We start from the raw sequence: 12,571 nt of genomic DNA, 5'->3' as shown, positions 1-12,571 counted from the left end.
ATGAAGGGACGTACACGTAATATTCTGAGGGTGAGCATTATCACTTCGATTGCTTTGCTCATAGGGATTACAGTGTGGTTTAACTTGACTTCAGGTACCAAAGCTGTAGAAGTAGGGGATGAGGCAGTAGATTTTAAACTGACTACACTTGAAGGTGAGGAGATTCAGTTATCTGAACTCACTGAAGAGAAAGGTGTCATTCTGAACTTCTGGGGTACATGGTGCAAGCCATGCCGTGAAGAGATGCCTGACATGAATGAAACGTATCTGGATGGTCATGATGATTATGAGATTGTCGCAGTCAATGTCGCAGAAAACGCACAGCAAATCAGACAGTTCATTTCCGGGCTGGATGCAGAACTGGAATTTCCAATTGCGATGGACGAGTCGAGAAGTGTGACCAAAGCATACAATATTGGCCCACTGCCAACGACGATTGCTGTAAACAAAGAAGGCATTATCGTTAAAAAACAGGAATCCCAGCTCACTCCGGAAGATATTTCTTTATTTATCAGTGAAGCCATAGAATAGGATGAATGAGCAATGCAATTAAAAGAAATTAAGTGCGGGTCATGCGGTCACGTCAATCCCCCAGGCACACAGCTGTGCCAGTCCTGTGGAAAGATGATCGACAGTGATTATGACAAGGACAAAATCAAGGACCTGATGCGTTACGATGGTAGCGCTGTAAGATCGAAAGTCAGATCTAAAAGCATCTTTGACAAGATCTGGATTTTCTTCACTTCAGTAAAGATTGGTGTCACGATCATACTGATTATTGCAATAGCTGCTGCTATCGGAACTATTTTCCCACAGGAGTACTTCATTCCAATTGGAGTCGACCCAGGTGAATATTATCAGGAAAACTACGGCAGTCTAGGGTACCTCTACTATTCACTCGGCTTCCACAACCTCTACTCGTCATGGTGGTTCCTCATACTGAATGGCATGCTAGCACTCTCCATCATTGCAGCGAGCATCGACCGAGGTGTACCCCTGTTCAAGTCGCTTCATAAGCAACGTGTTAAAAAGCACGACAGCTTCTTTAGAAGGCAAAGGCTCTACCTATCAGAGGAAGATACACCAGAGACCGATGCAGTCATCGGATCTTTTAAAAAGAAAAGGTATAAGGTCAGCCAAGATGGTAACAGTTATCTCCTTGAGAAGGGCCGGCTCTCACGCTACGGTCCATACATTAATCATACAGGACTTATTATACTGCTCTTTGGTAGTATGCTGAGGTTTTTCCCGGGAATGTATGTAGATGAACTTGTTCATATCAATGAAGGTGAAACTAAAGAATTACCAACGACAAATGGTCAGTACTATGTACAAAACGATGGATTCACGCTCGATACTTATGATGAGAACGGCAATGAAGTATTCCAGCAAGCGCTTGAGAGCGACAATCAAGTTGTTAGCAATTTCCAGACGGACATCACTTTCTACGAAAATAGTAGTTCTGACATAATCGGTGCTCAATCCGACTTGGAAGCAGTTGAAGAATACAGCATACGTGTCAACCATCCGTATCGTTTCGGAAATTATGAACTCTATCAATCGAGTTATGACAATTCCCAACTCAAGTCAATGACTTTCAGGCTCGAAGATGGTGAAGGCAATACTGTGGGAGATAACTTTATAGTCGATCTCCGGGATCCGGAAGACAGCTTTGAGATTAGTGATGGTATCTCGGTAAACATGCGTGCATATTCTCCAGATTTCCAAGAAATTGCGGAGAATGGTACATTGGTATCAGCTACTCCAGTGCCAAGAAATCCGGCGTTCGTCTTTGAAGTAGATGATGGAGAAGAGAGTGAGCTCAGTCTGCTTCAGATTATGAATAGTACAGACATCACATCTGGAAACGACTATAGCATTCGCTTTGTTTCTGCCGAAGAGCATATGGCCAGTGTTCTAACACTGAAAAAAGACCTGACAATCCCTTTCATAGCTACAGGTTTTATCATCTTCCTGATCGGTCTCTTCATAGGATCCTATATCAACCACCGGAGAATCTGGCTTAAAGCTGAAGACAGCTTAACGCTGGCAGCACATACCAACAAGAACTACTTTGGAATGAAGAAAGAGATAAACGAAGTTCTTGAATCACATAATCTCGGTAAAGTTAACGATAAGCTGGATGATGGGGACAAAGACATAGATAAGGAGTAATAATATGGCATCTCAACTCGTATCGATCAGCAGCACGCTGCTGTACGTTGCATTTATACTGTATCTCGTCGCAATGCTTCCTTTGGCGACAAGCATAAAATCAAAAAAACCCGCTAAAATAGGGGTGGCAATGGTCATTGTCGGCTTTATCCTGCAGGTTTCCTATTTCATCCTCAGATGGATTGCACAAGGGCACGCCCCTGTATCGAACATGTATGAATTCATCACCATGTTCGCGATTATGATCGTCGCCGGATACCTGATCACCTATTTCTATTTCAGGACCAATCTCTTTGGCCTGTTCGCCTTGCCTATCTCCATGCTTCTTATGGCGTACGGAAGCATGTTTTCACGTGAAGTGGCACCGCTGATTCCTGCTTTGCAAAGTAGCTGGCTTGCCATTCATGTCATTACTGTGACGCTTGCCTATGGTATACTATCAATGAGTGCTGTTGCCGGTTTGATTTATTTGCTGAAGGCTGTACCAGCGACTGAAAAGTCATGGCGTGCCCGTTTCCTAGAAGCAATCATGGCAGGTATCGTTACTGTCATCGTCTTTATCGGCACGACTGTTGTCATGCAAAATGTCATCGGTTATCAAGACGATTTTCTCTATACCGATAAGCAAGGGCAAAATCAGGTAGCAGAATATCACTTGCCGAGCCTTGTGAATTTCGAAGGAGCTGTTGCAGTTGAAAACGTGGGGGATAATAATTATGAGCAAGCAGAACACTTCCATAGTGGCATCAACCTGCCACCAATTATCGATTCCCAGAAACTGAACACCGTAATATGGTCTGTTATTCTTGGTGCTATCGTTTACGGTATTGTTCGCCTCATTCTTAGAAAACGCATTATTGCACTACTGAAGCCGTGGTCCAACAAGGCAGATCTCAATCTGATGGATGAAATCGGATATCGATCTGTTATCATTGGTTTCCCGATATTTGCACTAGGTGGCATATTCTTTGCAGCTATCTGGGCACAAATTGCCTGGAGCAGATTCTGGGGGTGGGATCCGAAGGAAACGTGGGCGTTCATCACATTCATGTTCTACACGATCTTCCTGCACTTGCGTCTCAACCGAGGATATGAGGGAGAAAAGTCTGCATGGCTGGCCATCATCGGCTTCCTGCTCATTCTTTTCAACCTAATTGCCATCAACTTGCTGGTTGCAGGCCTGCACTCCTACGCATAATACGAAAAGAGGGTTTATATGTCTGAGAAAATTCTCATAGTGGATGATGAAGACCGCATCAGAAAACTTCTTAATATGTACCTGGTGCGCGAAGGTTATGAAATCACTGAAGCTGATAATGGAGAAGACGCCTTGGAACTCGCTTTAAAAGAGGATTTCCACTGTATACTGCTGGACCTCATGATGCCGAGCATGGACGGAATTGAAATGGCAAAGCGCCTTAGAACCCAGAAGTCTACTCCAATTATCATGCTGACTGCAAAAGGCGAGGAGAATAACCGGGTGGAAGGTTTTGAAGTCGGTGCGGATGACTACATTGTTAAGCCATTTTCTCCCAGAGAGGTGGTACTCCGGGTGAAGGCCATCTTGCGCCGTTCTTCAGAAACTGCATTCATTGAGGCAGATTCATCTACAAAAGATATTATTGTTTACGATCACCTAGTTATCGATAACGATGCTCACAGGGTGCTCGCTGAAGACGTTAAAGTGAACTTGACGCCAAAAGAGTACGAACTGCTACTATTTTTGGCTCGAAGTCCGGACAAAGTCTTCGATCGAGAAGAGCTACTCCGAGAAGTATGGCACTACGACTTCTACGGAGATTTAAGGACCGTAGATACTCATGTGAAACGTCTGCGTGAGAAGCTTAATAAAGTCTCACCGGAAGCGAGCGAAATGATTCATACCGTATGGGGCATCGGGTACAAATTCGAGGTTAATGAATAATGCGCTTTATCAACAGCATCGTCACAAAACTGTGGTTAACTATCATTCTGATAGTAACGACAGTTTTAATTATATTATCGGTAATTTTAAGTCTATATTTTCGTAATTACGCGCTAAACTCAACGGAAACTTTGCTTGATGATGAAATTTCACGCCTTGAGGAAATCGTGTTGGCTGAGCACGTTATAGAAGACATGGATTCCGTTTTGCTCCGTGAAGATAATCTTATCTTCTACGCTGAAGGTAGGATGATTTCTCACCAATCTCCAGCCGATGAAGCCATCTATCAGCGGATCTTGGAAGGAGAAGGGACGGGCACGACTTTTATACTCGAAGATATCTATAACCACGACTATATGGTCAAAGTTTCGAATTTGAGTGACTACTTTGATAGTGATGTTGCAATAATTAAATACAGAGACCTTGAAGACATCAATCAATCCATGCAAGCTGTTACGATCATCATTATCGGCAGTGCGTTCGTATTGTTTCTTATCACGACTTCATTTGCATTTTTCTTGATCAACAGGATTACCAGACCCCTGATTAACCTCAGAAGCGCTGCATTTTCAACAGCAAAAGGGAACTATAATACACTTAAAGTGAAGAGTAGAGATGAGATCGGTGAACTCACACTCGCATTTAATAAAATGAATAATGATATTAAGCACAATATTTCAGAAATCACACATGAACGGAATCTGCGTGAACAGATCTTCACATACATGAATGAAGGTGTCCTTTACTACAACGGTGATGCAGAACTTATATACAGCAATCAAAAAGGCCAGGAGCTCCACGATCTTATTTTACAGCATCAATCGGAATCCAAGCGTTTCACTGAAAATATTAGAGAGATTGCTCAAAACCGCGAATCCGCTATCGAACGAATGGAGATGGAATCTCGTCATCTCCAGTTTTCATATACACCGGTCGAGGAAGGAGACGTAGTCTATGGCGTCATTCTTCTTATAAAGGACATAACAGAAGAAGTGGGTACAGAAAAGATGAGATCCGAGTTCATTGCCAATGTATCTCATGAACTTAAAACACCAATGGTCATGCTAAGCGGCTACTCTGAAGCACTGCTCGATGACATCGTCACCGATCCTGATGAAATCAAGGAGATGATCAGCATTATCAAGGATGAATCGGATCGAATGAACACAATGGTCAATGAGTTGATCACTATCGCACGTATGGATAGTCGCTCAGATTTTTTCCATATACAAGAGAATGATTTCGGTCAGTTGCTTGATAAATTATCAAGCCGCTTCCGACACGAAATGCTCGAAAATGGTCTTGAATTTTCGATAGATGTAAACAGTAGCGATATGGTTTTCGATTTTGATTATGATAAACTGAGCCAGGTATTCACCAATCTGCTAGACAATGCAATCCGCTATACATCAGAGGGAGATTATATTACCATCAGTGTAACCAGTACTGAACGCTACTTCACTATCGACGTCAAAGATACTGGTACAGGTATCCGCACCGAACATCAGAAACGGATATTTGAGCGCTTCTACAAGGTCGACGAGTCTAGGACACGGGGGCAGCATGGCACTGGTCTTGGTCTATATATAGTAAAGAGCATCATCCATAGGCACAATGGCTCAATAGAACTTGACAGTACATTCGGTGAAGGAACTACTTTCCGGATTACCTTACCCAAAAATCACACAGAGGAATGATGCGCATGAGAAGAAATAACTTGGAAAGATTAATAATTATAAGTATTTTGGCGGCCCTATCTTTTATACTCATGCTCATACAATTTCCCATTCCATTCCTGCCGCCATTTCTGACTGTTGACTTCTCCGACATCCCAGCTTTCATAGGGTTCATTATTTTTGGCGGAGGAGCAGGCGCACTCATCATCATTATGAAAATCGTGCTATATGGCTTGTTAATGGCAAGCGAACCGATAGGCCCATTATCCAATATGATGGCAGCATTTTCACTCCTACTGCCGATATATTTTGTTTACGCTAGACACCGCTCCAAACGTGGCCTCTTAGCAGGTTTTATAGCGGGTATCATTACACTGACAGCAATGATGGCTGTATTGAACTATTTTGTTTTGCTTCCGATGTATGGAATCATCATTGATCAGTCTGATCTTGTAGCAAACTTACGTGCCGTAGTTACAGCAGGAATTATTCCTTTCAACCTTATAAAAGGAACGCTCGTATGTCTTGTCGCTTACGTAGTATATGTAAAAATTATTCCAAAGCTTCCGAAATGAAAAAAGCGTGCCCCTATTTCCTTAGGGTCACGCTTTAAATTTATTCGTATTTTAATGCATCGCCGTCGAACGGCTGGTCTTCAACTTTAATGGAGTCTGTTGGACAACCATCGAATGCATCTTCCATGTCTTCGAGCAATTCATTAGGGACAGCCTTAGTACCCTGGTTATCGTCCAGAATGACATAAGCGATTCCATCATCATCATAATCATATATATCAGGTGCTGCTGCACCACATGCACCACATGCGATGCAGGTATCCATATCAACGATTGTATACTTCTTTTCGCTCACTATTTTCACCTCTCAACCATTTCTTCATCTTTATTCTACGGCTATTCAAGTTATAATTCAATTATATTCAGTGTCAGGAGGGACAATACGACCTTAGTCGTAAAGTAGTGGCACTGCCTCTTTAAAATAAGTCAAAAACATACTATAATTAAAACGAAATATATAGTTTGAGGAGAATGTGCATGAAAGATGATTTCTATAAAGACATAGAACATAAGCGTGCTTCGAAGGAAGAAAAGGATAAGAGCACCAAAAAGCATTCTGAAGAAAACAAGGCATCGGATAGAACCTTCAGTCGGGCTGAACGCCATAAACCAAAGGATAAGGATAAAGATAAATCTTCAAGTCATCAGAAAGAGCGCCTTAAGGAATGGCGCCAAAAACTTGATGCCAGCATCAATAAAGAGAAACTGCAAAAAGGGAAGGCATTTTTTGCAGGTAAACTATCCTCATACGACAAGAGAGTCAGGGACGAACTCAAAATTTCCAAAGAAAAACTGTCGAAGGTCCGTCCAACCCGCAAACAAAGAAAAGATGAGAGTGTGGATGGTAGAAAGGATGGATTTGCACCGACATTAATCGCGGGAATTCTGATTCTGCCGGTAACGATTATTCTCGGTGTCCTCATCATTAGCAACTTCTGGCCGTCGCAGGATACGGACGTAGAAATTGCCAATAATACCGAAGACACAACTGAAGAAGTATCACCAGAGGAAAACACGGAAGCATCTCCTGAAGAAACAGATGGGGATCTCCAAGATCAGAAGGCGGAGCTTGAACGTGAATTAGCTGAATCAAGAAATGAGACAGAGAGTAACGATTTAGGAACTGGGTCAGTTGAGTTCGAATACAGTGATGAACAGCAATCAGAACTAGAAGCTGCAGCATCTACAGCGATAGAGGATAAGGAGTCGGGGGAGACGGCCGATTCAAGTACTAGTGTAGTTGAAACACCTGAAGCGGAGGCGGAACAAGCAGAAGAAACCACTGAAGAGTCATCTGTAGAACCGACCGAAGAAGTGACGGAGGAGCCGTCTGAGGAACAAGAAGAAGTGACGGAAGAAGCACCAGAAAACTCAGGTGGTAGTACCTATGTCGTACGCTCAGGCGATAACGTCTATCGTATTGCGATGAGATATTACGGTAGCGGCAGTGCAGAAAATGTCAGCAAGATACTGGAAGCCAACGGCGTTTCCGCAGATTCATTGTCGGTTGGGCAAGAACTGGTCATTCCAGAATAGAAAGGTGTATTACATGAAGCATATCGACACAATTATCATCGGTGCAGGTCCATGTGGCCTTTCTACCGCCATAGAACTTCAGAATAGGAATTTGGACTATCTGGTCATTGAGAAGGGGAACATCGTAGAAGCAATATACAACTACCCAACGCATCAGACATTCTTCTCCTCGAGTGAAAAGCTTTCTATCGGAGAATTTCCGTTTATTACAGAAGAACATAAGCCGAAAAGAAATCAGGCGCTTGTATACTATCGGGAAGTCGTCAAACACTTCGATCTAAATATCAATACCTATGAAACAGTAACTTCAGGCCGTAGGATAGAGGGAGGGTTTGTCCTTGAGACTTCAAAGGGCAGATATAGTTGTAGCCATCTCGTGATTGCGACCGGTTACTATGGCCAGCCGAATAGACTGAATGTCTCAGGAGAAGATAAAAGTAAAGTGCATCATTATTTCAAGGAAGCTCATCCTTTCTTCAATCAGAATGTACTAATCATTGGAGGAAAGAACTCCAGTGTAGATGCAGCAATCGAACTTGAAAAAGCAGGCAGCAATGTAACTGTCATCTATAGACAAGGGGCTTATTCGAAAAGTGTGAAGCCATGGGTTTTGCCCCAGTTCGATTCGCTCGTCAAGAATGATAAAGTCGCCATGCATTTCAACACTGATGTGATAGATATCAAAGACAGTAGCGTCGTGCTCCGAAAAGAGGGCGAAACGTTCGAAATTCCCAACGATCATGTATTTGCGATGATCGGATATCATCCGGACTACCGTCTGCTTACCTCGTTTGGTGTAGAGATCAACGAAAACATCCATGGTGTTGCGCCACTACACGACAAGAAAACAATGGAGACGAATGTGGATGGCCTTTATATTGCCGGAGTGATTGCTGCCGGCAACGATGCCAACACCATTTTTATAGAAAACGGAAAATTCCACGGTGGGGCTATTGCCAAGGATATAGAAAAAAAGGCAAGTAAATAAAATCAGCGCCTGCTACCGATATCGGTAGCAGGCGCTGATTTGTTCTAATGCTGGAAAACTTCGACCAACTCTTCACTTTCAATATCATTACAAAGAGCAAGGAGCAATTTTATACGTGCCTTTTGTCCATTAAGCCCGTTGGAGAAGATAACACCTCTCTTTTTCAAATCGTAGCCGCCTCCTTCATAGTCATAGTAGCTGCCGACAATGCCATTAAAGGATCGCGAAACCAGTACTGTGCTGATACCTGCTTGGATGATGCGGTCAAGGCCTGGAAGTGCACTAGGCGGGAGGTTTCCCTGACCTAGGCCTTCGACAACGAGGCCGTCATAACCCGCAGCTACAAGAGCATCAAACAGAATTTCATCAAGATCGGCGTGGGCTTTGATGAGTCCGACTTTCCTGCCTGAATGGGCAATGGCGAAATGATCCTGCAGGCTGACTTGATGGTGGAAGTGAATTTCATCTTTTGTCAGTATGCCAATCGGCCCGTGGTTCGGGCTTTGGAATGTAGCGATGTTCGAAGTGTGGGTCTTAGTGACGTTTCTAGCTGTATGTATCTCGTCGTTGAAGACAACAAGTACACCTCTTGAGTACGACTGGTCGTTCATGGCTGCACGGAGACTCGATATATAGTTGTACATGCCGTCTGAACCTATTTCATTGAAAGAGCGCATCGCCCCTGTAATCACGACAGGTTGCCCAATAGCCAGGGTTAGATCAAGGAAATAAGCGGTCTCCTCGAGTGTGTCGGTTCCATGGGTGATGACGAAGCCATCGTAGTCGTCAGTACTCTCGAGAATGATGTCGCGGATTGTAATCATATCGCTCAGGGTCATATGAGGCGATGGTTTTCTTACGGGGTAGCACTCTGTTAGCTCAATATCGAGCAGATCTGTCTTCTCCAAAGTAACTGGATTATCTCCCACAGGATTGACTAGACCCTCTGATGAAGTCATGCTGATGGTCCCCCCGGTATGTATTGCCAATATTTTTTTCTGCATATGACTTCCTCCTAAACGAATCTATAAAACTATGATAAAATAAACTGGAACAATGAACAAGGCGGGTTTATATGAAAAAGAAAATCAATATAGCAATTGATGGTCCTGCTGCTGCAGGCAAAAGTACAATAGCGAAACGGATCGCAGAAAGAATGGATTACATATACATCGACACAGGCGCGATGTACCGAGCTGTCACTCTGCATCTGATTCGTCACGATAGGCAGATTCTTAATCAGCTGGAGGACTTGGACATTCGTTTTGGAGCAGGCGGCACAACGCTGTACTTGAACGGAGAGGATGTTACGGAAGATATCCGTACACAGGAAGTGACCAGCAATGTAAGCGAGGTATCAAGTCTATCTGGGGTGAGGCGCTATCTTGTTTCGATGCAGCAGAAAATTGCAGAGGATAAAGGTGTCGTGATGGATGGCAGAGACATCGGAACGACTGTTTTGCCAGATGCAGAGCTTAAAATATTCATGAAAGCGTCTCCTGAAATACGGGCCAAGCGCAGACTCAAGGAAGAGGAAGCCCGCGGGGTAGACATCGATCTCGAAACGCTGACCGACCAGATTGTACGACGGGACGAACTGGATATGAACAGAGAGATATCACCACTTGTCAAAGCAGACGAAGCCGTGCTCCTTGATACAAGTCACATGGGCATAGCGGAAGTGGAAGATACAATCATAAAAATGGCTTTAGACCTGCTGGAGGGAAACTAGAAATGCTATACGGCACAGTGAAGGCAATTGTTAAGAAGTACTACCAGGCGAGATTTAAAATTAAAGTGATTGGTGAGGATAGAATCCCTATGGAGGGCCCTGTCCTTATCTGCAGCAATCATAAGTCACTCTACGATCCACCTTTAATCGCCACTAGCGTGAAGCGTGAAATGTCGTTTTTCGCAAAATCGGAACTATTCAAGATTCCTATCCTCGGTAACCTGATCAGACGTTTGAATGCTGTACCGGTTGAACGCGGTAAAGGAGATCGTGCAGCGCTGAAGAAATCAATTGAGGTGCTTGGCGAAGGCAATATGCTACTCGTTTTCCCTGAAGGGAGCAGGAATAAATCTGGCACACTAAAAGACCTGCAACAAGGCGCAAGTTTTTTGGCAGTAAAGTCGGAAGCACAGATTGTCCCTGCTGCCATAAAAGGTAGCTACGATAGAAAAAAGGGGATTACAATCATATTCGGAAAACCGATAGATACGAAGTCCCTTGTTGAATCAGGGCACAACCGCAAGAATATTACGGAAAAAATCAAAGAAGGCATCAACAATCTTCTTATTTCCGGTTAATTACTTGACAAATGATTATATTTGTAAGAAGTTAGATATATACACTTTATAGTAATGTAATTGGAGGCAGGCATATGACGACTGAAAATACTGTGAACGAAGAGAACAATGAAGAACTGAACCAAGAAAACAATGAAGAAGTGAATACTTCCGAAGAAACAAGTGCAAATACTTCTAGTACATTTGAAATCGGTGATACTGTAAGAGGCACCGTCTACAAGATAGAAGATAAATTTGTCAAAGCTCACATCGAGAATTCCGATTTTGAAGGCATTGTACCAATCAGCCAACTGACTAACAAAAGAATCGAACGCCCTGAAGAGATTGTATCGGAAGAAGATACGATCGAAGGCGTTGTCATCAAAGTTGAAAATGAGGAAGACCGTAAAAATGTCATCTTCTCCATCAGGAAGCTTGATGAGTCAAACGCTTACGATAACTTGCAGTCTGCTAAGGACAACGATGAAACAATCACAGGAACAGTTATGGAAGTTGTTAAAGCTGGACTTGTTGTTGATGTTGGTGTCAGAGGATTCATTCCAGCTTCATTGCTATCTGATGCTTATATCGAAGATCTCAACCAGTTCGAAGGACAAGAGCTCGAAGTCAAAGTTGAAGACATCGAATCTGAGAAGAATCGTGTCATCCTCAACCGTAAGCGTATTGTAGAAGCTGAAAAGACAGAAGAGCGCAAGAAGCAACTCGAATCTCTCGAAGCAGGAAGCGTTGTAGAAGGTGAAGTTGTAAGAATCACCACTTTTGGTGCATTCATAAATCTTGGCGAAGTCGATGGTCTGGCACACATTTCAGAGCTCGATTACAGCAGAGTTGAAAAAGTTGAAGATGCAGTCAGTATTGGGGATAAGGTACAGGTCAAGATTCTCGATGTAGATCCTGAGCAAGAAAGAATCAGCCTTTCCTTGAAACAGGCTCAGGCAAGTCCTTTCGATTCTTTCCTGAACGCTCACTCTGAAGGTGAAGTTTTGGAAGGTACAGTGAAGCGACTTGTTGATTTCGGTGCATTTGTTGAAGTTGCACCTGGTGTGGAAGGACTTGTCCACGTATCAGAAATCAGTCACGAGCATGTTGCAACACCATCTGACGTGCTTAAAGAAGGTCAGACAGTTTCTGTCAAAATTCTTTCATTGAATGAGGACTCCGAGAAAGTCTCACTTTCAATCAAAGAAACTTCAGATAAACCAGCCAAAGAAGAACAGGCTAAAGTATACCGTGACGATACAGAAGATGATGGTCCAACACTTGGCGACGTCTTCGGAGATCGTTTCAAAAACCTGGATATCTAAAGAGACCTCAAATTCAATATGTCATCAACTGATAAAGAGCGATAAGTATCGCTCTTTATTTTATTTTTGTGTTAAAATGATTT

Annotated in this window: 13 protein-coding genes; 11 read left to right on the top strand and 2 right to left on the bottom strand. The window is 43.1% G+C overall.

Features of this window, described 5'->3' with window-relative positions; genetic code table 11:
• Genes ACFOJ8_RS05885 through ACFOJ8_RS05860 form a run of 6 tightly spaced genes read left to right on the top strand, consistent with a single transcriptional unit; the run spans position 1 to position 6,350 of the window.
• Positions 1-531: a redoxin domain-containing protein gene (locus ACFOJ8_RS05885; RefSeq protein ID WP_380653934.1), complete on the top strand. Its 531-nt coding sequence runs from the start codon at positions 1-3 to the stop codon at positions 529-531.
• 12 nt (positions 532-543) lie between these two features.
• A complete protein-coding gene (locus ACFOJ8_RS05880; protein WP_380653931.1) occupies positions 544-2,175 on the top strand; it encodes a cytochrome c biogenesis protein ResB in 1,632 nt (543 codons plus the stop codon).
• A 4-nt stretch (positions 2,176-2,179) separates the two neighbouring features.
• Positions 2,180-3,373: a c-type cytochrome biogenesis protein CcsB gene (gene ccsB / locus ACFOJ8_RS05875; RefSeq protein WP_380659896.1), complete on the top strand. Its 1,194-nt coding sequence runs from the start codon at positions 2,180-2,182 to the stop codon at positions 3,371-3,373.
• An 18-nt stretch (positions 3,374-3,391) separates the two neighbouring features.
• Positions 3,392-4,099, top strand: a complete 708-nt coding sequence (locus ACFOJ8_RS05870) for a response regulator (RefSeq protein WP_380653925.1) — start codon at positions 3,392-3,394, stop codon at positions 4,097-4,099.
• On the top strand, positions 4,099-5,796 hold the full coding sequence (locus ACFOJ8_RS05865) for an ATP-binding protein (RefSeq protein ID WP_449329069.1): 1,698 nt from the start codon (positions 4,099-4,101) through the stop codon (positions 5,794-5,796). The genes ACFOJ8_RS05870 and ACFOJ8_RS05865 overlap by 1 nt, the downstream gene beginning before the upstream one ends.
• Complete coding sequence (locus ACFOJ8_RS05860; protein WP_380659895.1) at positions 5,793-6,350, top strand: ECF transporter S component; 558 nt, start codon at positions 5,793-5,795, stop codon at positions 6,348-6,350. The genes ACFOJ8_RS05865 and ACFOJ8_RS05860 overlap by 4 nt, the downstream gene beginning before the upstream one ends.
• A 40-nt stretch (positions 6,351-6,390) precedes the next feature.
• Here ACFOJ8_RS05860 and ACFOJ8_RS05855 read toward each other — a convergent pair whose 3' ends face one another.
• Positions 6,391-6,615 carry a 4Fe-4S domain-containing protein gene (locus ACFOJ8_RS05855; protein ID WP_380657034.1) on the bottom strand — a complete coding sequence of 75 codons (225 nt, stop codon included), beginning with the start codon at positions 6,613-6,615 and terminating at the stop codon, positions 6,391-6,393.
• Between the two features lie 212 nt (positions 6,616-6,827).
• Here ACFOJ8_RS05855 and ACFOJ8_RS05850 point away from each other — a divergent pair, with 212 nt between their 5' ends.
• Both ACFOJ8_RS05850 and ACFOJ8_RS05845 read left to right on the top strand, forming a co-directional pair.
• Positions 6,828-7,886: a LysM peptidoglycan-binding domain-containing protein gene (locus ACFOJ8_RS05850; RefSeq protein WP_380653917.1), complete on the top strand. Its 1,059-nt coding sequence runs from the start codon at positions 6,828-6,830 to the stop codon at positions 7,884-7,886.
• A 13-nt stretch (positions 7,887-7,899) separates the two neighbouring features.
• A complete protein-coding gene (locus ACFOJ8_RS05845; RefSeq protein WP_380653915.1) occupies positions 7,900-8,874 on the top strand; it encodes a YpdA family putative bacillithiol disulfide reductase in 975 nt (324 codons plus the stop codon).
• Between the two features lie 44 nt (positions 8,875-8,918).
• Here ACFOJ8_RS05845 and ACFOJ8_RS05840 read toward each other — a convergent pair whose 3' ends face one another.
• Positions 8,919-9,878: an asparaginase gene (locus tag ACFOJ8_RS05840; protein ID WP_380653912.1), complete on the bottom strand. Its 960-nt coding sequence runs from the start codon at positions 9,876-9,878 to the stop codon at positions 8,919-8,921.
• 71 nt (positions 9,879-9,949) lie between these two features.
• Between ACFOJ8_RS05840 and cmk the strand changes: the two genes are divergently transcribed.
• The 3 genes from cmk to rpsA all read left to right on the top strand — a co-directional run bounded on the left by cmk (position 9,950) and on the right by rpsA (position 12,488).
• Complete coding sequence (cmk, locus tag ACFOJ8_RS05835; RefSeq protein ID WP_380653910.1) at positions 9,950-10,606, top strand: (d)CMP kinase; 657 nt, start codon at positions 9,950-9,952, stop codon at positions 10,604-10,606.
• Between the two features lie 2 nt (positions 10,607-10,608).
• Complete coding sequence (locus ACFOJ8_RS05830; protein WP_380653907.1) at positions 10,609-11,184, top strand: lysophospholipid acyltransferase family protein; 576 nt, start codon at positions 10,609-10,611, stop codon at positions 11,182-11,184.
• 74 nt (positions 11,185-11,258) lie between these two features.
• Positions 11,259-12,488, top strand: coding sequence for a 30S ribosomal protein S1 (rpsA, locus tag ACFOJ8_RS05825; RefSeq protein WP_380653904.1), 1,230 nt, complete (start codon positions 11,259-11,261; stop codon positions 12,486-12,488).
• The last annotated feature ends 83 nt before the right edge of the window (positions 12,489-12,571 follow it).

The organism is Salinicoccus sesuvii, from assembly GCF_042648145.1.
GTDB lineage: Bacteria > Bacillota > Bacilli > Staphylococcales > Salinicoccaceae > Salinicoccus > Salinicoccus sesuvii.
Note: the sequence above shows the minus strand (reverse complement) of the source record. Positions and strands in the feature narration are given on the sequence as shown.

What these genes read in the sequence shown, in the direction of transcription:
- ACFOJ8_RS05885 (WP_380653934.1), top strand. Translation starts at nt 1, where the DNA reads ATGAAGGGACGTACACGTAATATTCTGAGGGTGAGCATTATCACTTCG.
- ACFOJ8_RS05880 (WP_380653931.1), top strand. Translation starts at nt 544, where the DNA reads ATGCAATTAAAAGAAATTAAGTGCGGGTCATGCGGTCACGTCAATCCC.
- ccsB (WP_380659896.1), top strand. Translation starts at nt 2,180, where the DNA reads ATGGCATCTCAACTCGTATCGATCAGCAGCACGCTGCTGTACGTTGCA.
- ACFOJ8_RS05870 (WP_380653925.1), top strand. Translation starts at nt 3,392, where the DNA reads ATGTCTGAGAAAATTCTCATAGTGGATGATGAAGACCGCATCAGAAAA.
- ACFOJ8_RS05865 (WP_449329069.1), top strand. Translation starts at nt 4,099, where the DNA reads ATGCGCTTTATCAACAGCATCGTCACAAAACTGTGGTTAACTATCATT.
- ACFOJ8_RS05860 (WP_380659895.1), top strand. Translation starts at nt 5,793, where the DNA reads ATGATGCGCATGAGAAGAAATAACTTGGAAAGATTAATAATTATAAGT.
- ACFOJ8_RS05855 (WP_380657034.1), bottom strand. Translation starts at nt 6,615, where the DNA reads ATGGATACCTGCATCGCATGTGGTGCATGTGGTGCAGCAGCACCTGAT.
- ACFOJ8_RS05850 (WP_380653917.1), top strand. Translation starts at nt 6,828, where the DNA reads ATGAAAGATGATTTCTATAAAGACATAGAACATAAGCGTGCTTCGAAG.
- ACFOJ8_RS05845 (WP_380653915.1), top strand. Translation starts at nt 7,900, where the DNA reads ATGAAGCATATCGACACAATTATCATCGGTGCAGGTCCATGTGGCCTT.
- ACFOJ8_RS05840 (WP_380653912.1), bottom strand. Translation starts at nt 9,878, where the DNA reads ATGCAGAAAAAAATATTGGCAATACATACCGGGGGGACCATCAGCATG.
- cmk (WP_380653910.1), top strand. Translation starts at nt 9,950, where the DNA reads ATGAAAAAGAAAATCAATATAGCAATTGATGGTCCTGCTGCTGCAGGC.
- ACFOJ8_RS05830 (WP_380653907.1), top strand. Translation starts at nt 10,609, where the DNA reads ATGCTATACGGCACAGTGAAGGCAATTGTTAAGAAGTACTACCAGGCG.
- rpsA (WP_380653904.1), top strand. Translation starts at nt 11,259, where the DNA reads ATGACGACTGAAAATACTGTGAACGAAGAGAACAATGAAGAACTGAAC.